The organism is Microcoleus sp. B6-A1, from assembly GCF_036705085.1.
Classification (GTDB): domain Bacteria; phylum Cyanobacteriota; class Cyanobacteriia; order Cyanobacteriales; family Microcoleaceae; genus Microcoleus.
On record NZ_JAUBTU010000014.1, the window covers coordinates 46,618 to 70,029 of the forward strand.

Below are 23,412 nucleotides of genomic sequence, written 5' to 3' on the forward strand. Positions count from 1 at the left end.
TTTTAAGCGTTATTGTATTGGGTCTATGTTAGTAGTTCTAGAGAAGGTCTCTGTAGATCTCGCCCCTTGCCAAGAGAATAATCTGACTGCGAGATATGGCAAATGTTCTGGCTATTTTTCTTTTCGATATGCCCTCACTTAAAAGATAGCGAATCTCCCGCACCTGTTCGGGTTGGAGTTTGCGGTGGACAGATATCTTGCCGGGAACGAAAGGAAAGCGGTTTTTTTCTATAGCATCGCGGGAGTTATCGGCGGGGGTTCCTTCCCACAAATGGTCAGGATTGACACAACCGCGATCGTCGCAACTGTGACACGCAAAATAACCGGGTTTAACAGGTCTTCCCAGTCTGTGTTCCAGTACCAGTCTGTGAGCGTAGAAGCTTTGAGTTTTGCCCTTAATTTTAGTACCTTTAATGGCGTAACCATCACTTCTTTTAGCCAAGGTACAAATCATGCAGCCGTTCGGCTGTATTTCAGCGCGAATGCCTGGAATTACTTCTATGCCTCGCACTTGTTTTTGAGGTTTCGGCGCAGATGTACTTCCTACATCTTTAATTCGTCCTTTCTTAAACCTATCTTGAGAATTTTCCAGTCTAGAACCTTCCCATAAATGGTTTGGATTAATGCAGTTGCGGACATCACAAGTGTGGCAAGCAAAGTATTCCGGTCTAATCGGACGACCTAAGATATTTTCTAATACTAAACGGTGGACAGTAAACGTTTTCCATTCACCGTTAATGCGAAGTCTTTTATTGGCATAGCCACTGCTAGATTTGGTTAGGGTAGAGATAATACAGCCCGTCGGCTGAACTTCACCAAAGATGCCCGGTATTACCTCTACTATGTTATCGTCCATCTGTGCAACTCCTACTTTGTTTAGGTGTTGGATTGGCATCCCCGCAGCGGTTTCAAGACTGCGAGGTTGCTTTTTGTATGCCATTATGGCCACACTAATGTGATTGTAAATCAGCCCGCAAAAAAAGCATTAGACAATTGATTATTGTCTTTCTGCTGTTTCTACTCGGAATCTTTCCACCGATGTCAAAAGGTCGCGAGCAACGCCTACCAAATTTTGCAAAGCACCCGAAACTCGCTGCGCTTCTTGGGACGTTTCCTGAGCGGTCAGCTCTACTGCTTGCATCACACTGGCCACGGCGCGAGCTGTTTCGTTTTGCTCTACAGTGTCGGCAGTAATCGATCGCACTAACACGTCAATTCGGTTAGTTACTTGAATGATATCTTCAAGAGATCGCTTCGCCTGTTCTGCCAATCTTGTCCCCTCAATAACTTGCTGCGTCCCTTCTTCCATCGCCGTCATTACCGCGCCGGTTTCGCTTTGAATTTGCATCACGATCTGTTCGATTTCTTTCAAAGACTTAGCCGATCGGTCTGCCAATTGTCGCACCTCGTCTGCCACGATCGCGAAACCCCTGCCCGCTTCCCCAGCTCTCGCCGCCTCAATACTGGCGTTGAGGGCCAACAAATTCGTTCGGGAGGCGATCGTCGCAATTAAAGCCACAATCTTAGAAATTTCTTGAGAAGCTTCCGCCAACCTCTTGACTTTTCTCGTAGTTTCTGCTACGGTTTCTCGAATTTCCAAAATCCCCGCCACCGTCCGCTCCACAGCCTCGCCACCTTTCAGAGCCGTTGCCGCCGCCCCCCGGGCCACTTCTTCCGCCTCTCTAGCGCTCTCTGCGACCCGCTGAATCGCATCGGTGAGGACTTGTACCGAATTCAGCGTTGCCGCCAGTTCCTCAGCTTGCCGCAGCGCGTCGGAAGACAAATCGCCCGCAAACTTAGCACTATCTGTCGCGCCTTTGCTGACCTCCCGAGCCGCTTGCTTCACCTGATGGACAATTTCGCGCAGATTTTGAATTGTCAAGTTAAACGAGTCAGCCACAGCACCCAAAACGTCTGCGGTCACTTCTGCAGTCACCGTCAAGTCACCCCGAGCCGCTCCTTCCACGTCGTCTAGCAAGCGAATCACTTGGCGCTGCAAGTCTTCTTTTGCCTGTTCCTGCTCGTCAGACTTGCGCCTGGTATCGCTAATCGTGGTTTGGATGACCTTCGCCATGTGGTTGAATTTAGCAGCCATTTTGCCAAATTCATCTTCCGAGTAAACCGTAGCGCGAGCGTCCAAAGTTCCTTGAGATACCGCATCGAACTGAGCTTGCAAATTATCCGACGACTTGCGTACCTGCTTGGCGATCAACTGGCCGATGCCCCAAGAAGTTAAAAAGCTCGTAAAGCCTGCTGCTGCTGTCATTACCCAGCCTGTTTGGCGCAGGTAAACGATCGCCTCCGGTTTGTCTTGCCGCAGAGCTTGATAGGAGGCAATGTTGGTGACGAAAGCCACAGCTACCAGAGAAACCAGTCCCGCCCCGATTGCCGTGTACAACTGTTTTGTAAACAAAGGGGCATTTTCCAAGAAAGCCAGTCCCCCCTGTTCTACTGTTACCGAAGTATCGACCGCTTCTGTTTCGGTGGGAGAAAAACTCGACACAGACGCATCAGCCGGGCCGCTTATGCTAAATATTTCGTCATCCCGAATTGCTGAGCCATCGCTGTTATCAAAGTCCAGGCTGCTGCCAGTCGTTCCCATCATGCCGCTGGTCGAGTTGCCGAAATTGGTGTTATTTCTAGTCAAGATCGAACTGGTGGCATCTTCTGAGATGTCAAAGTCGGGCAAATTGCCCAAATCGTCAAACTCGTCAAATTCGTCTAAAAAGTCGCTGTGTTCTTGAGCGTTCCCAGCTTTGGACGACCAGGCGCTGTGGTTCTTGTCGGACGCCCCGAAAGCTGTTGCTTGTTCGTTTTCGTCGAAAGAGAAAGAATCGCTAAAAGCGTCGTCTTCAAAAGCATCTAACTCGAAGTTGTCTCGAGAGCTAAATGCCGGGGGTTCCGAGTCGCTGTAACCGTTGCTGTTGGCAGAGGGTGGATCGACTGAATTAAATTGTCCCCGGCTCGACCTTGACGAGTGAGAGTTGGGGACAGCACCTCCCATCAACAGCGTTTCGTCTTCCGCCAGCGAATAGTTTGACGAGTAGTCCGACCCGTTATTCGGCTGTTTGTTTTGAGGTCGAGAAGACCCGAAACCCGACGAGGGCATCGCCTCGGCAAAGGGGTCTTCCTCTTCGGCCCCTGGTGCGTTATGACCGTAATTTTGACCACTCTGGGGCGGGGATTGGTAGTCGTAGTCGGAGTTATCGTCGAATTCGTCTGGCAAATCGAGCTCCGCAAAAGGTTCGCCAAAATTGTCCGAGGGGCCGATGGGGGAGTCTAGTTGGTTCGAGTCGAAGGAATTCCCGATTTCTTTTGAGGCAAAACTTTGACCGTTGAGCATCTGAGTCGGAGCTTCTGAAAACGAATCTCCTGAGTAAGGTGCGCTTTTGGCAGACACTTTGCTGCTAGACAAGTCAGCACCATCAAACCCTCCATCATCTAAGGCGAAAGGGTCTCCAAAGTCCGAGTCGGCAAACTCGTCTATGTCTAGCGAGTCGGAGTTCTCAGCATAAGCTGCCATTCCGCCGCTGTCGCCACCAAAGGGGTTAGAATGTGAGGCTAAATCTGGGACTGAGCCTGCGCGATCGTCGTCTTCTGCTTCCCACCCCAAGCCACTCATGCCCAAGTCTGCCAAGTCCTCGTTTTCCAAGTCGTCTGGGGATTGACTTCTATAGGAAAGGGATGGGGAATTTCCTTGGAAAAGTCCCAAATCCGGGTCTTCTAACCCTTCATCGAGAGATAAGTCTGGGTAGAATTCTAATTCAGTTTCAGCAGACAAAGCCTCGAAATTTTCCGTTTGTAGTTCTCCAGATAAAAATTGGTCAGTGTAGGTAATTCCGCTGTGAGCGTGTTCCACCAAACTCTGGTCGTCACTCAGGCCTAGCACAACCGTGTACTGTTCCCGCGCCACCTCATACTGTTGCAGTCCGTAGCAGTAAATGTGTCCGCACAGCAAGCGAGCGCTGGGGTCTTCGGGAAAATCTTCTACTAATTGATAAACTAGGGCTGCGGCTTCTGAATAATTGCCATCCATGTAGGCCGCTTCTGCCCGTTGGTAGTCCTGCTGAAAGTTGGTACTTGTTGCCATTTGCCGCCCTCTTTGGATTTTAGATTTTAGATTTGAGATTTTTGATTTTTATCTTGAATTGAATGTTTAGATGCGCGCCTCAAGTCGTGTGACTGTTGATGGTTAGACCCCAATCGAAAATCGCAAATCGCAAATCTAAAATCGATTTCACGCTGCCCACCGCGCCGAGCGCAGAATTTTCACTTGATCTAGCAGTCGGAGCACTTTAGTCGCTTGTGCACCTAATATCCATTCTCCCCTCAGAAATGGAATCATGCCGTCTGGTGCATTGTTCTGAGAGTGCAGTTGCTCTACGTCGAGCCAGTCCATCCCCACAATTCGATCGACTGCCAGCCCCAAAATCGTGTCTTGGTCTTCCACAGCCACGATCGGGATTTCGGGTCTATCTGTGTTCAGAGGTGTTTGGTCTCCCAGAAATTGGCCGAGGTCTGCCACCCAAATCACTCGTCCTCTCATATTTAGCGTACCTAAAAGCAAAGAGGAAACGTTGGGGATCGGTGTCATGCGGTCTGGGGACGGGGATAGTACCTCTCTAATCCCTGTCGCCGGCAGTGCGAACTCGTTCCCCGAAGGAACGAAGAACCGCAGGTGCAGCTCGCCTTCGGGAGTTTCTAGTTCTTGGAATTCCGGAGCCGGATCTACGCCTAGTCCTGGTAATATAAAGTCTGGGCTACCGCTAATCATAATTCTGACACCTGCATTTCTAGCAAATTGTTGAGGTTTCCCGCCAAGAAGAACCGGATCGAAACTTCGATGGTCGAAACTTGACACAGCCAAGCTTGACACAGCCAAGGGGTGAATGGCGCGACGGCCGGAGGTGCTGGGCAATAAATTTGCTCCGTCAATAATTGACTGCCATCAATAAATTCGCGCGACTTTTGCTGGCAAATTAGCTCAAATCGACTACGAACAATTAATTTGAAACCCCTAAAGCTTCACTTTGTACTCCCACCGCCGTCTCAATTGGTAAAACTCTAGGTAATTTCTGCGATGAATGCTAAACCGATACTCGGATTAGCGAGGATTTGTTGACATGGCTGGTGTCGCGACAATCATCAACGGAGTCACTTAAGACTGAGAATTGGACTCTCTGACTTTGTACAGAAATACCTAGCCATAAGTAGCTCTGTACATCAGTTTTTCGGAGCGGCTACAAGTGGAGAACAAGTATATTATATTTGCACTTTGAGCGTGTTAGACCCACATGGGTCTAGAAATTGAACAGAGTTTTACCGACGCCCTTATGCCAGCGCGCGGATTAATACATTCTAGTTTATGGTGCGATCGCCAATAGTGCCCGCGAGCTTTCTCTTTGTGGCGGCCGAGACTTGATCTAACCGCAGGTACAAAAAAGCTCCCATCATGGCATCGGTGCGAAAGTTATTTTTCTTCTAATTGGTCTTCTAGCGATCGGTCTAATAATCTTTCTGAGAGATTGACCCGAGGGTAGCCCGGACCCACATATTTTTCTACCAGCATCAATAACTCGCTTTCACCAAAAGGTTTGGTGTAAAAGTCTGTAGCTCCCGCCATGCGGGCTTTAACGCGGTCGATAAATCCGTCGATGCCCGTCAGCATCACGATCGGCGTCTGCCGGAAAGCGCTAGAACTACGCAGCATAGCGCAAATTTCGTAGCCGTCGAGTTCCGGCATGGCGATATCACACAGAATTAAATCGGGTTTGAGTGGAAACACCAAACTCAATGCTTGGAGGGGATTGCCGATCGTAGTAGCTTCGTAACCGTGTTCATTTAAAATTGACTCGACTGTTTTGCGAATAGTATTGTCGTCGTCTATACAGACAACTCTGGGAACCTTGGTTTCTAGGGACGACCATTCTTTTTTGTTGTTGGTGGGGGCCACAGAGGGTTCGTAAAATACTTGCACCAATCCCTGCTGCACAAATGGATAAATCGCCTTAGCGACAGTGAGCACGTCTCGGTTGAGGTAGCGCGCCATTTGGCGGATGGAAGTGTGCCCGTCGGCCCAGCGTCTGAGAGTATTAAAGGTATTGACAGGCAGTGCGACTCGCAGCTCGGAGGGGTCGGAAATCACCGGGCATTGGTTGGGCGACTGAATGTGAGGGTGAAACTGCTTCCACTGCTGCACCTGTTTGACAATCTTTGCCAGCAGGGAGCTAATTTCTAAGCTGGTCAGTTGAGGAGCCAAAGCTGGGCCCATTTCAAAAGTGAAGGAACCCTGGTGGAGACTGAGCAAGTCAAATAGGGTTTCGTGGATCATGCTCTGGATGATGTTGCGCCCTTGAGCTGGGGTGAGGATGTGGTTTTCGAGCAGGGCCCATAGGTAGCCGTATTCTGGGGCATTGGTAGATGCCATATAGGGAACTTGGATTTTGTCGAGGGCGGTATCTGCTTTGTAGCGGCGCAGGTAGTCGCGCAAGCGAAACAAACTGCCCGCACTCTGGGTAGCGTAAATAATCTGACCGTTGAAGCAGAAGACATACCAGGATTGTCCTGCAAGGGAGCGCGGGGTAGGTTGAGTACCCGTGCTGCTGCCGGTGGAGGTGTAGGCCTCTACGAACAGTTCTCCGGTTCGCTGACCTAACTCAATCAATTGCAGGATGCTGCGGATGTCTATTTCACTCAAATTTCCCTGCATGCAGCTAAAGTATCCTCCTTAAAACCGTTGGCGTCTGAGCTCGGAAAGACTGTGTGCTGGCGAAAAGATTGACTTTAGTTTCCGTCAATAATTTACGCGCTGATGCTGATCTCACAATTGGGAATTGACGAAAGGGCGATACTTGCTGCCACTCCTCCGCGGCGCTACCAGTCCACAAGCTGAAACCGCGAAACTCGCGGCATTCTCTAAGTGTAGAGTTTCACCTTAGTATTGCGTTACATAAGACCTACTCACATCTACTCATGACTAGACAAGTCTACTCAGTAGTATTGTGAAGCTTACTTCCTGTTTCATCCTGGCGGTGTCGGCACTCACCAGTCCACAGGCACGAGCCCCGCCTAACTGACGGTTGTTGACAAATTAATTGCGGCGTTTAAGTCACGGTCAATCACCAATCCGCAATGGGAGCATTCAAACACTCTCTCGCTCAAGGAAAGTGTTTCTTTTTTTGTTCCACATTTAGAACAGGTTTGACTGGACGGGAACCAACGGTCAGCAATTACCAACTTTGAACCGTACAACTCGCATTTGTAGGTTAACTGGCGCCGAAACTCAAAGAATCCCAGATCAGCAACAGACCCAGCCAACTTATGATTAGCCATCATTCCGCTTACATTCAAATCCTCTATGACAATTACACCGTGGTTTTTGGCAAGTAATGTCGTCAACTTGTGTAACGTATCTTTACGTATGTTAGCTATTTTTCTATGCAGTCTCGCTATCTTGACTTGCGCTTTTTGACCGTTGCTTGAACCGATAACTTTATGGCGGTTTAGCCATTGCATTCTTGACGTTTTGGCTGCATATTTTTTGTATGATTTTGCGCCACCAATTACTTCACCTGTTGAGAGAGTAGCTAATGCTTTAATGCCGAGGTCAACTCCTACAATGCTTGTATTGCCTGATTCCTGCTGTTTGGCGTCAAACCGAAAGCTGATAAACCACCTATCGGCTTGACGGGATATCGTGCAAGACTTGGTTAATACTTGTGGCAATCTTTCATAAGTTTTCAGAATGCCAATAACAGGAACTTGAATTTTATTGTCACCCAAGATTTTAACTGCGCCTTCTAACGTGAAAGAGTCACGCCGCCCTTTCTTCTTAAATCTCGGCACTCCCCCAGTCTTGTTAAAACACCGTTTCCATGCTTCGCGCAATGCCATTAATGCTTGCTGCGGTGTAGACTTGCTGCATTCATATAGCAATCCTAAATGATTCGTGTAATTCTTGTAGGGGCAAACCCCCCGTGGTTGCCCCGCCTTGGCTGGGGTAGGCACGGGGGCACTACCCCTACATATTTTTACAAATGATTTAGGATTGCTATAGTACCAAGGATTTTTTGATTTCACCATAGCTACTAACAGTTTGTGCAAGTCAATAGCTGTGGGAAATTTGAGCTTTTCACTCTCGTTGGTTTTATTGTGGTCAAGTATATTTTTGGTCAACCACAATCCCCAATTCCACGCATGACGCGCTACTCCACAATGCTTGGCTAACAATGTGCGCTGTTGATTATTCAGTTTCAATTCGGTTTTGAAGCCTAACAGCATTTTTACCTCTCTATCGCTTTGAATTACGCTATATACTGCTTCAATCCCTACTCATTTCAGAAGGAATGAGTAGAGGTGAGTAGGATTTTGGTTACAGTTTCTCACCCTCAGTGCCGATCGACCTTTTTGCTCGCCCTCCGCGAGGGTCATAGGCTCGCGTCATTACCCTATTCTAAGGCAGCGCGGTTCAAATCCCTAGTCCGCCGGAGGATGACGTCCGCTTGGGGGCAGCGATGGCTTTTCTGACGATCGAGCCGCAACTAAAGCCTGGTACAATCAATAGAAAGTTTTTGACGGACTGACCTTTTTCACCTTTGGCTTATGGCAGTCCCCGCAGTGAGAGCTAGTCTTGAATCAAGCGGCATTGATACTGCTGTCTCATTCGTCCAGGAGGGCGGCGGCCGTGCTTTCTGGAGGCTCTCCCGTGAGAACGTGCTATGCGTTAGTGCTGAAGAAAAGTTAGGAAAAAATGCTATCCCCGGATTGGGCAAAGGACACCAAAGAGTAAGACTTAAGTGGCAAAAAGTTATCCTTACTTGCCTATACTTATTTACTTTAGGTAAGTTGACTAAAGATCACACGCAGTGTTATGTTTAGTCAAGAACCTTTGGCTTAAGGGGGATAGCCTACTTATGTTGGAATTAGCCGTCTACCCAACAGCGTAGGAAGTAAACACCACTTATCTTTTAGGCCTTTAAGTAACTTAAAGTAAGTTGGGATAGGTTTTACGAAGCAGAGGACTATTAGTGTGCTGTATCTAGCGGAAGTACAAAAACAGAGAAGCGGCTTTGGTCTCGGTGGCGGTAAGGCTGAACTGAAACTGCTAGCTTGTCAGCGGGGCGAACATAACTGGAGCGCCGTACCAGGCGATGACGCGATCCCAGTTGAGGAAGCTAATAAGTTTAACGACGGCACGCTGGTGCTGGTTGAGTTGAGCGCTAGCAAGCAAGTGCAGCGGATTCAGGAGGCGGCCCGCCAGTTGGTGAGCATTCTGCAAAATTTCTCGCGATTGCAGGACAAGTTTAAGGATAAGGAAGAGGAAATTGAACAGTGGAAGGCTTCTCTGACGTTTTCGAGTCAGGAACTCAATCGCCGGGAAATGGAAATGCAAGCCCGCGAAGAGCAGTTGGCTCAAATGGAAGAGGAGTTGGAGCGACTGGAGGCTCAGCGCTCGGAAATTGAAAATACTCGAGATGAAGCTAACCGACTGCGAGAAGAAGTCGATCGCAGTCGCGTGGAAATAGAGACGGCTTGGGAACAGTTGCGGGGCGAGCAGCAACGGGTGGCCCAGCAGCAGTCTGAGGTTCCGCAGGGGGCAGTAATTGATGAGCAGCAGACGCAGAGGATTCAGGAGTTGATGCAGAAGTTGGGAGGGGCAATTGCTTCGGCCCAAGGGGTGCGGGAACAAATGAATCAGTCTCTTGGTGCCGTGGGCGCTCAACAGGCAATTCTGGATCAGCACTGGCAGCAGTTGGAGCAAAAACAGAGCATAGCTCAACAGCAACAAGAAGAGGTCGATAGACAAAATCAGAGCCTGCAAAACCGCTGGCAAGAGTGGTACCAATCTCAAGAAGCTTTGGCCGGGGCTCGGGCGGAGCTTAAAGGGCAGCAAAGTACCCTCAGCGCTAAGCAGGATCAGGCTCAGTCCGTGTCTTTGCAGGTGCGGGCTGTTGAGGATCTTTACCAGCAAGTTTCCAGGCTCGCATCTGCTTCGGGTACTGCGGGTACGGAGCAAAAAGTAGATGTGTCAGCTTTGGAGAAGATGCCGGTTGACGAGTTACAGGGGCTGGTGCAACACCTGCAACAGGATTTGGAAAAGGTGTTCCGCTTTGTTAACGATCAAGAGGAGGAGTTGACTCTGCAGCGGGAGACAATCGAGGAGCTGCAAGGGAAAATTCAAGCTGCTACCGAGTACGATCGCATGGCTTTGGAAAATGAAATGGCAGATGAACTCGAAAGTTATCAGATGTTAAACGAAACTCTGGTGGGACAGCGCCTCCGGTTGCAGGAACGGGAAGATGTTTTAAAGCAGCATCAGGCGGTGCTGTGGCGGCGGCTGGGTACTGCTAATGCTCCCAAACAAGAGCGAGGAGATATTGATTTGGCGCCGATTGTCGCACAGCTCAATACTCAGCGGCAGCAGCAAAGCCAAGAATTGCAAAGACTGGAAAACGAAATTCAGCAGGTGCGGGAAGCCATATCCCAAATTGAGGCAAATGTCAACCGCCAAAATGGGGAAAGTGAAGCGAAACGCTACGAACTCAAGCAGTTAGAGCAGAATTTGTTCAACCAGAAAGGTGCAGTGGCGCAACTCTGGGGCAGGGTGAATGTTTATCAAGAAATGTTGCAGCCGGTGCAGGACAATTTGACTGCGCTACGCCAAAAGCTCGAAGCGGTGGCGGGGGAACTCGATCGGGTGCAGGAGACGGGAGACGAGCAAGATCGGGTAGTTTCCGAGTTGCGGCAAGTCCTTTCGGGTTTACTCTCAGCTTAAAATTTAATATCTAAAATTATCGAAGGGTGTTCGACTCGACCGATCGCTCCTCCAGGAAATGGATCGGTTTGCGATCGGTTGGGCGCTACGATTAAGCTGGTTAGTTTTTCTACGCTTTCAAAACTGGGCGCCGAAGGCAATATTTGTTGCAGTAGTTGCCGCATTGCCCGTCGCTGCAAGGCCAGGGGTGCTTCGCGCAAAATCGGGCGATTTAACTTGACGGGAAGTTGAAAATCCACCAGCAGGCTGTCTGCAATGGGAGACATTGCTCGCTGTAGCAAGTCGCTGGCTGCAAGTTCGAGATATTCTACGTCGGCGCGGAGGAGTTCGGCTGTTTGAGCTAGGGCTTGTTGGGCTTTTGGGTTGAAATGAGTTTCCAAATAAGGCAATAATTCCGATCGAATCCGGTTGCGAGTATATTGCAAGTCTTGATTTGTGGAATCTTCCCAAATGGGTAGTTTTTGCTCTTGACAAAATTGACCTGTTTGCGATCGAGTTATTTCGAGCAAGGGACGAACTAAATAGATTTTAGATTTTAGATTTGGGATTTTCGATTGGGAATTTTCATCCTGATTTTCCAATCTAAAATCGGCCGATATTTGGGAGTTGGGATTTTCGCCGGAATTCCCCAATCTACCGATTTTAGATTTTAGATTTTGGATTTTAGATTGAGGATTTTCATCCTGATTTTCCAATCTAAAATCGACCGATATTTGGGAGTTAGGATTTTCGCCGGAATTCCCCAATCTACCGATTTTAGATTTTAGATTTTGGATTTTAGATTGAGGATTTTCATCCTGATTTTCCAATTTAAAATCGGCAGATATTTGGGAGTTAGGATTTTCGCCGGAATTCCCCAATCTAAAATCGGCAATCGGCAATCGAGAATCGAGCAGGGGCCGTGTCCAGGTGAGGGCAGAAAGTCCGTCGGCGCCACTGCCGCGAATCAGGTTGTAGAGGAGTGTTTCGGCGCGATCGCTGGCGGTGTGGCCTGTAACAATGTAGGGGTAGTTGTGGGCGATCGCAATTTCGGTTAAAGCTTCATATCGCCACTGTCTGGCGGCTGCTTCTGTTTTGGAAATGTCCGAGGCTGTTTCCAAATAGTAGGATATTCCCCAGTTTTTAGCTAATAGTTCTACATGATTAGCCGACGCTTGCGAGTCAGAACGCCAACGGTGATCGCAGTGTGCGATCGCTAGATTCCAGCCCCATTTTGGCTGCAAATCTAGCAGTAATTTAATTAAACACAGAGAATCTTGGCCGCCGGATACTGCTACTAACAATCGCTGATTTGATGGCAATATTTGTCGCTGCAGCAGCGTCCGGTGAACTTGAGCGTGCAGGTGCGTCCAATTGGAAGATTCAGCCATGACAGTTGACAGTTGACAGTTGACAGTTGACAGTTGTAGGAAGGATGCTGTTTTAAGCTCCTCAACTCAAAACTCTGAACTAAAAATTAAAAAATTTTCCTCCTTTCCCTCTGCACTAAGTAGCAGCTTAGCTCCACATTCCTATACTTTGGGGGTCGCGGTCTGGATACCTAGAAATAGGAAAATGATTATTTATTTCTGTTGAGTCACATTGATTTAATGGCTCATCTATATCGGTTTGATTTGAGCTATCTACGGCGTAGTTTTGCACGGTGTCAGATCTTTCGGCAGCGGCAGGAAGGGCTTTTTGCTCTTTGATTTCAGGTTCGAGCGGAATGAACTCCAGACGCATTCTAAGTTTTCCTTTAGTCCAGTCTTTGCCAGCACTTAATAGCTCGCAATCCAGGCCGTCTGAGAATAATTTTTCGTCTACCAATTTTGACTGCATAATAGCCATAAATTCGCTGACTTTGAATGTACATTGATACATCAAAGCGCTGGTCGGAGCAGACACAACATCGTCTTCTTGGGGAAATATTGGCGATTCGTCCATATTAATTGTCCTTATTTTAATGAAGGAAGAAGGAAGAAGGAAGAAGGAAGAAGGAAGAGGGAAGAAGACCCTTCGACTTTGCGATCGGGTAAAAAAAGGGAAGAAGGAAGAGGGAGTTAATTATTATAATCTCGCTGGTTGAGTAAGGTGGGAATTGCCCACCCTACAAGCGGAGATGATATTAATCCCGATTCTTTGACTTATCCTGTTCTTCTGTGACCCATTGGTGGATCGGGAATTAGAAAAACCAACCGTAGGAATGTAAACCTTTGCCTAACAGATTAACGCCTAGATAGCAAATCCAAACTACCACAAAACCTGTGGCGGCTAAAATTGCTGGGCGTCTTCCCTGCCAGCCGCGAGTGATGCGGGCGTGCAGATAGGCAGCAAATACCAACCAAGTAATTAGCGCCCAAGTTTCTTTCGGGTCCCAACTCCAGTAAGATCCCCAAGCTTCGTTAGCCCAAACGGCACCGGCAATAATGCCAACTGTCAGTAAGGGGAATCCTAAACCGATGATGCGATAGCTAATGTTATCAAGAGTTTCTGCTAGATTCAAGCGCTGGGGCGAGAGAAGTTCTGCGGTTTGAGTTGGGGCGGTTGATGGGGTTTGAACGGTGGCTAATTCAAGGACTGCGGTGGTTCCCAAACCGTTATTGTTGGAGTTGAAAGAGGGTTCGCTGAAAGCTAAGGCGCTGTCGGCGACTGTTTCGGTTTGAGGTTCGGGGTTTTGTGGGCGTTGGAGGCGGTAGTTGCCGTTGCGGTTGCTGTTGGTGCCGAAGGAACTACCCGTGAGTTCGATTTTTTGGCCGCGGGTGACGATCAAAAATGCGATCGCCAGCAGGGATCCTACCATTAAAGTTGAGTAACTGAGCATCATGACGCTAACGTGCATCATCAGCCAGTTTGATTTGAGGGCGGGTACTAGGGGTTCTGCAGATTGCATGGTTGCGGGCAGAGTCAGGGCTGCAAAGGCGGATATTGCCATTGCTACGGGGGATGTGGCTACTCCTACTAAGCGGGAACGGCTCATGTTTTCCGCGACTAGGTGGATGGCGGTGATTCCCCAAACTAGGAAAAATAGGGATTCGTAGAGATTGCTTAAGGGGAAGTAGCCGGCTTCTATCCATCGAGAACCGAGTAAAGCGGCGATGGATAGGTTGGCGACGGCCATTCCTGCGGTTCCTAGGGCTGATAGGTAGGGAATGCCGGGGAATGCTGCGCCAACCCAGTAAATGAGCATTGTTGAGAACAAAACGGCAAAGGAGATGTTGTCCAGCCAGTTCTGGAGTACGACCAGATCCATAAAAATTACTCCGGTAGTGTTTTTACTTATTTTTGCTAACTAGATCGATCGTACTGGGGTTGGGCAGTTTTGGGTTTGGGATTTTGAATTTTTGTGGCAATTATGAGTGGTTGGCGGTTGTTGAGGTGCGAGTGGGCGATCGCGCGGACGCATCAAACAAGCTACTATTGACCCACCAGACGAGTGTCTCCCCGTCAAGTCACGCTTGTGGATTCTGGCTGAGGGCTTGAGGTTGGACGAGTTCCAAGTAAGGAAACACGGAATGCTGATGCGCGAAATTCGATCGCCGATTAACAAAATTAGGACTTACGCAGATGGGGCCCGAAACCTGGTTTTAGGAAAATCCTTCGTTTTTACCCAGAGATTAAGTAAAAAACCCCGTTTCTTTGTCGGGAGTGCGTCTAGGACTGAAAATATAGGATGTTTTTTGTTCTGGGGCTATCTGGAATCCTTTAGAATTGATTGAGCTGATTACCCATTTGCTGTTTTTGCAACCAGCAAAAAAACGGAAGCCCCGGACAATGGTTGTGGATACTCCCCAAATTTTAGACTAAAGCTCAATCTCCCAGATTTATCAAGGCGAGTCAAATCTAAAATCTAAAATCTAAAATCGACTGACGGTTCGAGCATTTTCATAGGTTAGAGGAGATGTTGGGTTAATGCGTCGAGATTCTATATTTTACAAGTTATTTCAAGAAGCTCCGACGCTGCTGTTTGAGCTATTGGAAGAGTCACCATCGAATGCGGAACAGTATCGATTTGACTCCGTTGCGGTGAAGGAACCGAAGTTTGAAATTGATGGGGTGTTTTTGCCGCCGGATGCTGAGCCTGGAGTTGTATATTTCTGTGAGGTGCAGTTTCAGCGGGATGAATTGCTTTATGAGCGATTGTTTGGTGAGTCGTTTTTGTATTTTTATCGCAACCGTCAACGATTTACAGATTGGGAAGCGGTGGTAATTTATCCGAGTCGATCGACTGAACAATCAGACACGCATCCGTATAGATCGCTCTTGAACTGCAATCAGGTGCATCGCGTATATTTGGATGAGTTGGGGGATCTTGAACAGTTGCCGCTGGGGGTGGCGCTGATGGCTTTGACGACGATCGACGAAGCGAGTACGCCGGAAGCGGCGCGATTGTTGCTGGCGCGATCGCAGCGGGAGGAATCTGAGGCAGCGAGTCGCGCCATAATAGAGATGCTGACGACAATACTGGTTTACAAGTTTACAAATTTGAACCGAAGGGAGGCAGAGGCGATGTTAGGGATTACGCTTGAGGAAACTCGGTTTTATCGGGAAGCAAAGGAAGAAGGCCTTGAGCAAGGCATTGAACAAGGCATTGTGCAAGGCCGCGAACAAGAAGGAAGAGCCTTGATTTTACGTCAGTTAAATCGCCGTCTGTTAAATCGGCGAGTTGGAACATTACCGGAATCTATCACGACTAGAATTGCTGATTTGTCGATCGAGCAAATTGAAACTCTAGCAGAGGAATTGTTAGATTTTCAGTCGATCGAGGATTTAGAGGTTTGGCTGGAGAATTTGCCGCAGGGAGATTGATACGAGGTTAGGAATTGCACTTGAGGGGGCGATCGCGCCATTTGCGCGCACCAACACATCAAACGTACCCCCCCTCTATTTCCTGGGTTTTAGGGTTCTTTTGGTTCATCCGCCGTTGCTGAGAGGATGTTCAGGGTGCGATCGGGGATGATTGCGGCGGATTAGAAGCGGATTGATGATGGGGGAAGATGTTTTGGGCGATCGAACCTGCAGACTTATGTTAAATTAGACCTCTTGCAAAAAATAGCTAAGACGGGATCTCCGCCCCATTCCACAAGAAAAGATGATTTTTGTGGGATGGGTCGGAGAGTCCGTCCTAAAATTTCATTAAAAGGACTTTTGCAAAAGGTCTATTTTCCTGTAGTTTCAGTCCCTCACAGTACCTCCGGCGAACGACTTCTTTTTAAAGCAATAGATAACTGCCTCAATCGTTCGCTAACTTCTAAATTCGATTCTTGTGACTTCAAGTTATCAGGTATTTCAGCAAACAGAATTGGATTTCCTTGCAACCACTCATTGAGAGCAACGCCAGTCCAAGTACCTTCTTTGTCTCGGAAACTATCAACTAAACCCTTCAGTTCTTGAATACAGTATGACTCAAAACCAGCCGCACTGAAAATTGCATAAATTAAGTATTCTTCAAAGGCACTAATATCATTTCCTACCTCAAAAACTACAGCTTCTTCTTGTGGCGATTTTATGTCCTTAGAAAAATCTCCCACTATTTGCGCTGCTACCCCAGCAATTTGTGTTGCTATTCCTGTAACTCCTAATACTTGTTGCCGAATCTCCGAATTAAATAGTAAATCTGAACCATATTTTACATATTTTTTGAGAACCCTAAATGCAGCTTCTTCCCCACTATAGTAGTTATCAATAATTTCAATATCTACCCCTAAACTTTTGATTATTTTATTTCGAGTATCACTATTAACTGGGCCGCGAATCAGCGCTTCAGCCACTGGACGTGCAAAGCGTAAAAATAATACGCTTAAGCTATTCTCTAGTTTTGCTAAAAAATATTCCTCTGAATTTTCAATGAGCCTGGGTTTTACTTGATTACTTTCCCATAATAAACTTGTCATATATTCAACTAATTTTAATGCTTCATCCTTAAGTTCTAAAGCAAGTTGATGAGCAATTGCAGAGAGAAGCTTACTAATATCACCGTACAAATCATCACGCCAAGCAAAATTGGCTTTCATGCGGTCAAACTCTGGATTGGAGTTAGCAAGAAAGATAGTATCTTTCTTTTTAAATGTTTCCTCCCTGAGTTTCTGCATTTCATTGTCAACGATTTGTAAATATCGTTCTCTAAATTTTTCTATTTGAGTGAATGACTTAGCATTAGAACTATCTAAGGATTTGTTTACAACAGAATATTCATAGTATTTTTGTAAATCAGCTTTGATTGTTTCCCATTTTTGATTCCACCATTCGGTAAAGAAAACCCGCCGATTATTTTCTTCAAATAGCTTGGCTTCTTCAGGATTTTCTGGATACTTTTTGCTGACTGTAATATAAATCAGTTCCGAATTGCTGAAAATCTTATTGATAGACGCTTCGCATCGTTTCTTTAAAATCGAGACACGCTCAGTGTTGATATAGTTAAATATTTTTTCCTTAATTTCTGGAATTCCAGTACCATTTTTATTCAGAGTTTCGTCATCGGTAATTCCAGTCAGTCTCTTCAACTGAGCTTCGATATTACTTGCATCCCCAATCTCTAACTTAGTCTGTTCTCCTGCTAAACCATTCAAAATTAGATAGGCTCCGGCAGAACCATATACAATGCGTTCAGGTGGAAGCTTTGCACGCTTTAACCAGTCTTGAGATGCTTCTTCAATATGTGTTTTAAGCGCCTCTGCACTACCTAATGAATCAATCCGACTTAAAAATACAAAAAGCTTATCAGCAACGGTGACGTTTTTATCACCAAGTTCTGTAAATTTTATTATTTCTAGTTCCTTTTCTCGGAGGCTAGTAAACCGCTGTACCAATATCACAGCATCACAGTCAGACAGCATCTCTTGTGCTTCATCAACGTGCTTTGCTAAACCAGAATCTAAACCCGGAACATCATAAAAAACGATACCTTCAGCTTGAGCAAGTTTGTTAGTATAAAGTCGAGCTTCTAAAACAGCGTGAGCATACTTTTCATCGGCTACATACTTCTTTAGCGGTTCTCTAATATCTTCTAGTCTAGTAAAGGGAAAAGTGAGATTACCTTCTTTTTTTACCTGTTGTAAAGTTATTTCGTTTATTCTTATAGTATTTAGGTCTTCTTTCGCCCCTACTTTCTCAAGTTCTTTTAGCAAATTGAGAAACTCTTCTTCAGTTCTCGCTTGTACTTCCAGCCTTTGTTCGGACTCATTTTCAACTGAATAAATTTGGGTGGTTGTAAATGTACACCTTCCTCCCTTCGCTGGAAGTAAATCGCATTCTAGCCAAGCATTAATAAATGTGCTTTTTCCGGCTTTTTCTAGCCCGACAACAGCGATGCGAAACTCACGCTTTCTAAGTCTTTCGAGTTGGCGGCGAGTTGGTTCTGCTTCTTGTAAAAGTACCTCTTTTAATCGAGCCGGAACTTCAGCTTGGGGTAACATAGCCAAGTTAAGCGCGTGTCGCTGCACGTTTAGAGCGTCGCTAAGACGAGCCTCATAGTAAGAAGATGCTGTTTTCCAATCCATTTTTTTGAGCCTTAAATATGGTTAAAATTTTCTAATCCAGATAGATTTTTGAGACAAACCAATTTCTTAACACTACCCTGCACATTTTCAGGGAGATTTGTTTTTAAATAGTAAGGCATCTTTTGATCGATCATGTTACCACCATTATTAATATGGATTCTGATATAAACTTCTCGTCTACTATCCGGTTGAATATTTTCATCAGATGCCATGTTTAACTGTTCCTGGATTGAATCAGCAGTATTAAAATCAGTACATAGAAAATAAGAGGCCTGATCAATTAGGGTAATTAGATGATCTTTACTTAACAATTGTGAATCCTTTACAGCATTGGCAATAGATGCTGGAACGACAAGGCACAATTCAGCAGGACGTGCAGGATTAATTTTTGTTGCAGTAATTTGATTTTTTCCTGCTTGTAGGTCATATTTCTTCCCAAAAAAAACTGCAACTAATATGCAAGCTATTACAAAAATAATCCACTCTATATTAAGAAATGAAACTTGATTTATTAATTCTGAGATTTTGCTAATGAACCAGTCCATATTTACTCCTTTTTTCAAAGATTTATCTAATAATTTTGACCAGATTTTAAGGACATCTTTAATGTCTTCAGAACTATCGGTATTGGGTTTTATACCGAAATAATCACATATTTTCTGCGTTTGCTCTGGGGTTTGTGATTCTTCTTCCCCAACTATGATTTGAATGGCTTTATATAAAAGACCTTTTTTTACTTGTATGTGAGGGCGTACCTTATTTACAAGAAGATCAATATCATAGAGATTTTCGAGGTTTTCGTTTGTCACTTGAATTTAGGACTCCTCTTTTAATAATATTCCCAAGCTGGAAAATTCTTCTGCAATATTTTGGGCTTTTTGCTGGATAGGTTCCCAAACATTCCTTTTCTTTTCATAATCTAAAGTAATTTCTTGGTTGGCTTTATCAAGTCTAGCTTGATAACGGTCAAGAATATCGTTATGAATTTTATCTACATTCTTTTTTAGACAATCAATTTGCTCTAGTAGCCACTGCACGATTTGTTCGACGATTTCTACCTGTGGTTTTCCAGCCTGATCTCTCCAGCCTTCAAATAAACTTTTTATGCTAGGGATTTTAGCATTATCACTAGGGCGGTCATTATATTTTGGAACAATCCAAAACCAGTGAAAAAAACTTCTAGTTTCTTCCTTCCAAGTTCCCGGTGTAATTTCAAAGCCCGATTCAAAATTTAATTTTAATGATAGTTGATTCTTCACTTGGTTAAGTTGAGATTCAGGAAGTCTAACTATTATATTAGGTGCTCTGTTATTTGCTCCCTTTTCTAAATGGGATAAATGGCAATTAAAAAGCTCTGCAACTGCCTGGTACATTCTATCTATTTCTTGGCGAGAAATTTGCTGTAAAACATCCTCTATGACTAGATTAAGATGGATAGACAGTTCGTTTAATTCTTCATTGAGTTGTTTGAGTTTATCTTTATTCTCATTTGTTCTTGCTTCTCTTGTTTCACCGTTCTTAGCAACAGAGGCAGTATAGCCTAACTTAACTAATCGGTTTAAGTTGTTTGCCAACAAATTGACATTTGAAGCATTTGCTTTTTTCAAATAGGGGTTTTCTAACATGATTGTTCCCTTCTCTAAAGACTCCACTACTGCTTCTAAAACTTGATTTATCCCTCTGCTTAATTCTCTCCTCCATCCATAAAGAGGGTATAATTTTTCTCCTAATTGATCGTAAGGTTCAACAGTCTGGAGTTCGTTCAAGGTTTTTTCTATATAGAATACAAGGTCTTCTTCTGACTTTTTTTCTCTGACTTCTTTGAATTTTGCATCTATCTTTTCAAACGGCTTCCTCAAATTTGCATTGCTAAGTTGAAGAAAAAGGTCAACTGATGACCTAATGTGTGATATATTTTCACATTCCTGTTGGTAGTGTTCTTCTGAACTGCTAAGAATGGCCGTGGTTGTTTGTACGGCCCACTCTGCTACAGCATTTCCAGCAGCTACATTAAAACGTTCTATAGCTTGCGGTATTACTAACTGTGGAAAGTGTTGATTAATATGTTCCTTTAAGTGCTGCTGAAACTCCTCTGCATAAGATTCTTGCCATAATGCTTCAGCAACTCGGTTTCGATCGTGTCTCGACCATTTCTGTACGTTACGTGGCAGGACTTCTAATATATCTTCATTAATTAATCCGTTAAAATTGTTGTCTGCCTTTTTACAGGCTTCAGCACTATAGATATCATCATTATTTTGGATCTGAAGGGCTAGTAGAGCCGGCCATGTACTAAGTTTGATTACCTGTAACTTCTCAATATCTTCTGTATATTCTTTTAATTGTTCAGTCAATTCGTTTTTTATATCACGTATAGCTTTTTCAACAAAGCGATTTTCTGTTTCAGGCCAATTTTTGTCGGCTCGAAAAACGTCAATCCGATTCAGAGTAAAGAGCATACGTGCAGGAGAACCACCTAAATCTTTTACCTGCTGTACAACTTCTTGCAGTAAACTTTTTACTTTATGTGCATCGGTTTCTGCACTATTGTATGTGACTATGCACAATGCCTCTCGGCACTGTTTAATAACATCTGCGTTACCTCGATCGCCCACATAGGCCAAACCAGGTAAATCAAGAATTTTTACCCTTGTTCCTTGTGGTAGTTCCAGTTGAGACTCTTTGACAAGCCTGAAAGGGTAAAATATGGTAGATTGTGGACAGGCTAAATTCGGTTGTTTTTCTCGGTTTTCGATATAACTTATCATTACTTGGTATAAGCGTTGATAAATTCGATCTTCAGTAATACCTCTCCATTCGCCACATTCCCACAATGCTCCTGGTGTTTCATGGATTATTAGAGATTTTTCCTTGCTATATTCGATAGTGACTGCCCCTGCGCTCATTTCACTTACGGCTACGGGGACAATTTCGGCTCCACATAACAAATTTACCAAAGTGCTTTTCCCGCTACTGGTGGTTCCTGTAGTCGCCAGAGTCAGAGTCGGATTACGAAGTTGATCAACCAGATTGCTTAAAGCCTCGTCTAACTTTATAGACAGTTCTTGCATTTCAGGCTGATATGTATCTGGTAAATGCTCGGAAATTTCTGTATAAAAATTATTCCAGTATTTAGCAAGCAGTTGAGCTTTGAATTCTACTTCGTCAAAAACTTTGTATAATTGTTTACTCATTTGTTAAATACTGGTGTTGAGAGTGAATATGTATCCTAGTTAACATATTTGAGTCGCAACTAATAGAGGGCTGACAGCAGCACTGTTTAATTATGACTCTAGGGCATCATCATACCATACCTGTCAAAATACGCTCGCACTTTATTTAAATAAAGTTACAAACAGGCTCTTCAGATTGTGGCATATCTTCAATTAGATTATCAGCGGGCGTTGCTGAATCTAGGTCTGAAACGATCGCACAAACGCCGAAAGAGCGCTCTAAATTGCGATCGATTATACCCATATTCCCCAACCCCGCCGATCGAACTCTCGCACAATTAGCCAACAATCGATCGACTAAAACAAACCTTATTACCAAGGATTACCAATCATTCTAAAAGCAGACCAATAATAAGGATGAGAAAAATTCTGACTCGTCGTGTTTGCCAACTCCGGCGGTAACGGCAGATTGCCAACAGAAGTGTGCAGCATCCCCCCTTCAATTCGCACTTCTCCCCGCAACATCGCTAATTGCGCTTCCCGCAGTGCTTCTGCTTTAATCGGAGCAGTTTTTAACTGCCCGTAAAACTCCGTCATCAATCCTAAACTGCCCTCGTCGCTGACATACCAAAGAGTCGCCATAGCCGATTTAACCCCGGCTTGCACGGCTAACCCGCCAAAGCCCAACTCGGCATCTCGATCGCCCACAGCAGTCTTGCAAGCACTCAAAACTAACATTTCCACTTGCGGGCTGTGCCATCCCATTTGCCGCAACTGATCCAAACGCAATTTAGTATCCCACAACTGAATAAAGGAGTGGCTGGGGTCTCCCGATCGAAATTCGGCGTGAGTAGCCAAGTGAATCATCCCAAAAGGATACTGCTGGCGCTGCGATTTCAAATTGGCCAGGGTGAAAGCTTCATTCAAGAAAGACTTACCCGGCCACTGCTGCGGGGTGATTGTCGATACTTCTATTTCCACCGCAGGTAAAGGACTCATCTCTGGAAATTGCGACGCCCCCATTGCCAGAACTTGGGTATTTTTGAAATTGGCGGCGCTGGTATCCGTCAAACTCAGACTCGGCATCGAGCCAACACTGTAACGCTCTACCAGAAAGCCTTTGCCGTCGTGCAGGGCGCTCATCGGTATCGATCGCAACCCCATATCTGAGATAAAAGATAAATTCTCAATGCCTTTAGCTTGCAGTTCTGCTTCGAGCGGCGCTACCATCCACAGGTAGAGTTGCTGAGCCAATGGCAAATAACTTTTAGTGTTGCGCTTTACCGGATTAGTCAGTTCATCGCGAAATTTCCGAACAGCTTCCATTACCTCGGTGCGAGAGGTTCCAGGGACGCGCTGGCGAACGGGCACACCTTCCGGGGTGATCACCATCATTTCCAGTTCGTCAGAGGCTTGAATTTGCTGTTCTACGCGCAAGATGGGGGAACTGCTGTAAGGCCTTTCGACTGCAGAACCCCTGGGTACAAAGCTGATATAAATGAGAGCTGGTTTGATGCCTGTGGCTTGTTGGACGCCGCGGAGGGTATTTTGAGCATCTTCTAGGGTGGCGATCGCAGTTGTTGATGGCAAACTTAGGTAATCGACAAACTCGCTAGTAAATCTCGCCTCGACGGGAAAAATAACGGCGCCGAGGTTAGTTGGCGAATTGGAAGCGTCAATATTCCGGGACGCGGGAGGTGAAATGCGCTGTTGCAAGGAATTAGATATCTGGTTTTGCTCTTGCAAGCTAGGCGAAAATAAACGATTTGTGCTGGCTGGCTGGTTGGCTGCGAGATCCGGTGTCGGTATCGGTGCGAGATTTATCGGCGCAGCAGCAGGCGCAACCACTGGATTTTGAGTAATTGTCGGTGCGATCGGCACATTTGATACCGGTGCTGGATTTTGAGTAATTATCGGTGCGATCGGCACATTTGATACCGGTGCTGGATTTTGAGTAATTATCGGTGCGATCGGCACATTTGATACCGGT

The 23,412-nt window shown here is 45.7% G+C and carries 15 protein-coding genes; 2 read left to right on the forward strand and 13 right to left on the reverse strand.

Annotation, left to right across the window (positions count from 1 at the left end):
* Window positions 1–37 precede the first annotated feature (37 nt).
* The 5 genes from QUB11_RS07235 to QUB11_RS07255 form a co-directional block, all read right to left on the reverse strand.
* Entirely contained in the window at window positions 38–856 is an 819-nt protein-coding gene (locus QUB11_RS07235; protein ID WP_333390146.1) for an HNH endonuclease, read from the reverse strand.
* Between the two features lie 141 nt (window positions 857–997).
* The gene (locus QUB11_RS07240) at window positions 998–4,090 is read right to left on the reverse strand and encodes a methyl-accepting chemotaxis protein (RefSeq protein WP_333205331.1); all 3,093 of its coding nucleotides are present in this window, start codon (window positions 4,088–4,090) and stop codon (window positions 998–1,000) included.
* A gap of 147 nt (window positions 4,091–4,237) precedes the next feature.
* A complete protein-coding gene (locus tag QUB11_RS07245; RefSeq protein WP_333257180.1) occupies window positions 4,238–4,771 on the reverse strand; it encodes a chemotaxis protein CheW in 534 nt (177 codons plus the stop codon).
* A gap of 699 nt (window positions 4,772–5,470) precedes the next feature.
* Window positions 5,471–6,709: a response regulator gene (locus QUB11_RS07250; protein ID WP_333205332.1), complete on the reverse strand. Its 1,239-nt coding sequence runs from the start codon at window positions 6,707–6,709 to the stop codon at window positions 5,471–5,473.
* Between the two features lie 359 nt (window positions 6,710–7,068).
* Window positions 7,069–8,280, reverse strand: coding sequence for an RNA-guided endonuclease TnpB family protein (locus QUB11_RS07255; protein ID WP_333390148.1), 1,212 nt, complete (start codon window positions 8,278–8,280; stop codon window positions 7,069–7,071).
* Window positions 8,281–9,028: 748 nt separating this feature from the next.
* Here QUB11_RS07255 and hmpF point away from each other — a divergent pair.
* Window positions 9,029–10,774 (forward strand): pilus motility taxis protein HmpF, encoded by a 1,746-nt coding sequence (gene hmpF / locus QUB11_RS07260; protein WP_333154721.1) that lies wholly within the window; start codon window positions 9,029–9,031, stop codon window positions 10,772–10,774.
* Here hmpF and tilS read toward each other — a convergent pair.
* The 3 genes from tilS to ccsB form a co-directional block, all read right to left on the reverse strand.
* Window positions 10,771–12,144 carry a tRNA lysidine(34) synthetase TilS gene (gene tilS / locus QUB11_RS07265; RefSeq protein WP_333390150.1) on the reverse strand — a complete coding sequence of 458 codons (1,374 nt, stop codon included), beginning with the start codon at window positions 12,142–12,144 and terminating at the stop codon, window positions 10,771–10,773. The two genes, hmpF and tilS, sit on opposite strands and share 4 nt — an antisense overlap.
* Window positions 12,145–12,271: 127 nt before the next feature.
* A complete protein-coding gene (locus QUB11_RS07270; protein WP_333154724.1) occupies window positions 12,272–12,697 on the reverse strand; it encodes a KGK domain-containing protein in 426 nt (141 codons plus the stop codon).
* Window positions 12,698–12,935: 238 nt separating this feature from the next.
* On the reverse strand, window positions 12,936–14,003 hold the full coding sequence (ccsB, locus tag QUB11_RS07275) for a c-type cytochrome biogenesis protein CcsB (protein WP_333154725.1): 1,068 nt from the start codon (window positions 14,001–14,003) through the stop codon (window positions 12,936–12,938).
* Window positions 14,004–14,662: 659 nt separating this feature from the next.
* Here ccsB and QUB11_RS07280 point away from each other — a divergent pair.
* Window positions 14,663–15,559: an Rpn family recombination-promoting nuclease/putative transposase gene (locus QUB11_RS07280; RefSeq protein WP_333154726.1), complete on the forward strand. Its 897-nt coding sequence runs from the start codon at window positions 14,663–14,665 to the stop codon at window positions 15,557–15,559.
* A 374-nt stretch (window positions 15,560–15,933) separates the two neighbouring features.
* Here the strand turns inward: QUB11_RS07280 and QUB11_RS07285 are convergent, their stop codons facing one another.
* The 5 genes from QUB11_RS07285 to QUB11_RS07305 all read right to left on the reverse strand — a co-directional run.
* A complete protein-coding gene (locus tag QUB11_RS07285) occupies window positions 15,934–18,249 on the reverse strand; it encodes a dynamin family protein (protein WP_333390152.1) in 2,316 nt (771 codons plus the stop codon).
* 11 nt (window positions 18,250–18,260) lie between these two features.
* On the reverse strand, window positions 18,261–19,058 hold the full coding sequence (locus tag QUB11_RS07290; protein ID WP_333390154.1) for a hypothetical protein: 798 nt from the start codon (window positions 19,056–19,058) through the stop codon (window positions 18,261–18,263).
* Between the two features lie 6 nt (window positions 19,059–19,064).
* The gene (locus QUB11_RS07295) at window positions 19,065–21,443 is read right to left on the reverse strand and encodes a dynamin family protein (RefSeq protein WP_333390155.1); all 2,379 of its coding nucleotides are present in this window, start codon (window positions 21,441–21,443) and stop codon (window positions 19,065–19,067) included.
* 145 nt (window positions 21,444–21,588) lie between these two features.
* Window positions 21,589–21,801 carry a hypothetical protein gene (locus QUB11_RS07300; RefSeq protein WP_333390157.1) on the reverse strand — a complete coding sequence of 71 codons (213 nt, stop codon included), beginning with the start codon at window positions 21,799–21,801 and terminating at the stop codon, window positions 21,589–21,591.
* The coding region (locus QUB11_RS07305; RefSeq protein ID WP_333390159.1) for a CHAT domain-containing protein at window positions 21,795–23,412 on the reverse strand (1,618 nt) is incomplete at its 5' end. The genes QUB11_RS07305 and QUB11_RS07300, both read right to left, overlap by 7 nt.

What these genes read in the sequence shown, in the direction of transcription:
- QUB11_RS07235 (WP_333390146.1), bottom strand. Translation starts at nt 856, where the DNA reads ATGGACGATAACATAGTAGAGGTAATACCGGGCATCTTTGGTGAAGTT.
- QUB11_RS07240 (WP_333205331.1), bottom strand. Translation starts at nt 4,090, where the DNA reads ATGGCAACAAGTACCAACTTTCAGCAGGACTACCAACGGGCAGAAGCG.
- QUB11_RS07250 (WP_333205332.1), bottom strand. Translation starts at nt 6,709, where the DNA reads ATGCAGGGAAATTTGAGTGAAATAGACATCCGCAGCATCCTGCAATTG.
- QUB11_RS07255 (WP_333390148.1), bottom strand. Translation starts at nt 8,280, where the DNA reads ATGCTGTTAGGCTTCAAAACCGAATTGAAACTGAATAATCAACAGCGC.
- tilS (WP_333390150.1), bottom strand. Translation starts at nt 12,144, where the DNA reads ATGGCTGAATCTTCCAATTGGACGCACCTGCACGCTCAAGTTCACCGG.
- QUB11_RS07270 (WP_333154724.1), bottom strand. Translation starts at nt 12,697, where the DNA reads ATGGACGAATCGCCAATATTTCCCCAAGAAGACGATGTTGTGTCTGCT.
- ccsB (WP_333154725.1), bottom strand. Translation starts at nt 14,003, where the DNA reads ATGGATCTGGTCGTACTCCAGAACTGGCTGGACAACATCTCCTTTGCC.
- QUB11_RS07280 (WP_333154726.1), top strand. Translation starts at nt 14,663, where the DNA reads ATGCGTCGAGATTCTATATTTTACAAGTTATTTCAAGAAGCTCCGACG.
- QUB11_RS07285 (WP_333390152.1), bottom strand. Translation starts at nt 18,249, where the DNA reads ATGGATTGGAAAACAGCATCTTCTTACTATGAGGCTCGTCTTAGCGAC.
- QUB11_RS07295 (WP_333390155.1), bottom strand. Translation starts at nt 21,443, where the DNA reads ATGAGTAAACAATTATACAAAGTTTTTGACGAAGTAGAATTCAAAGCT.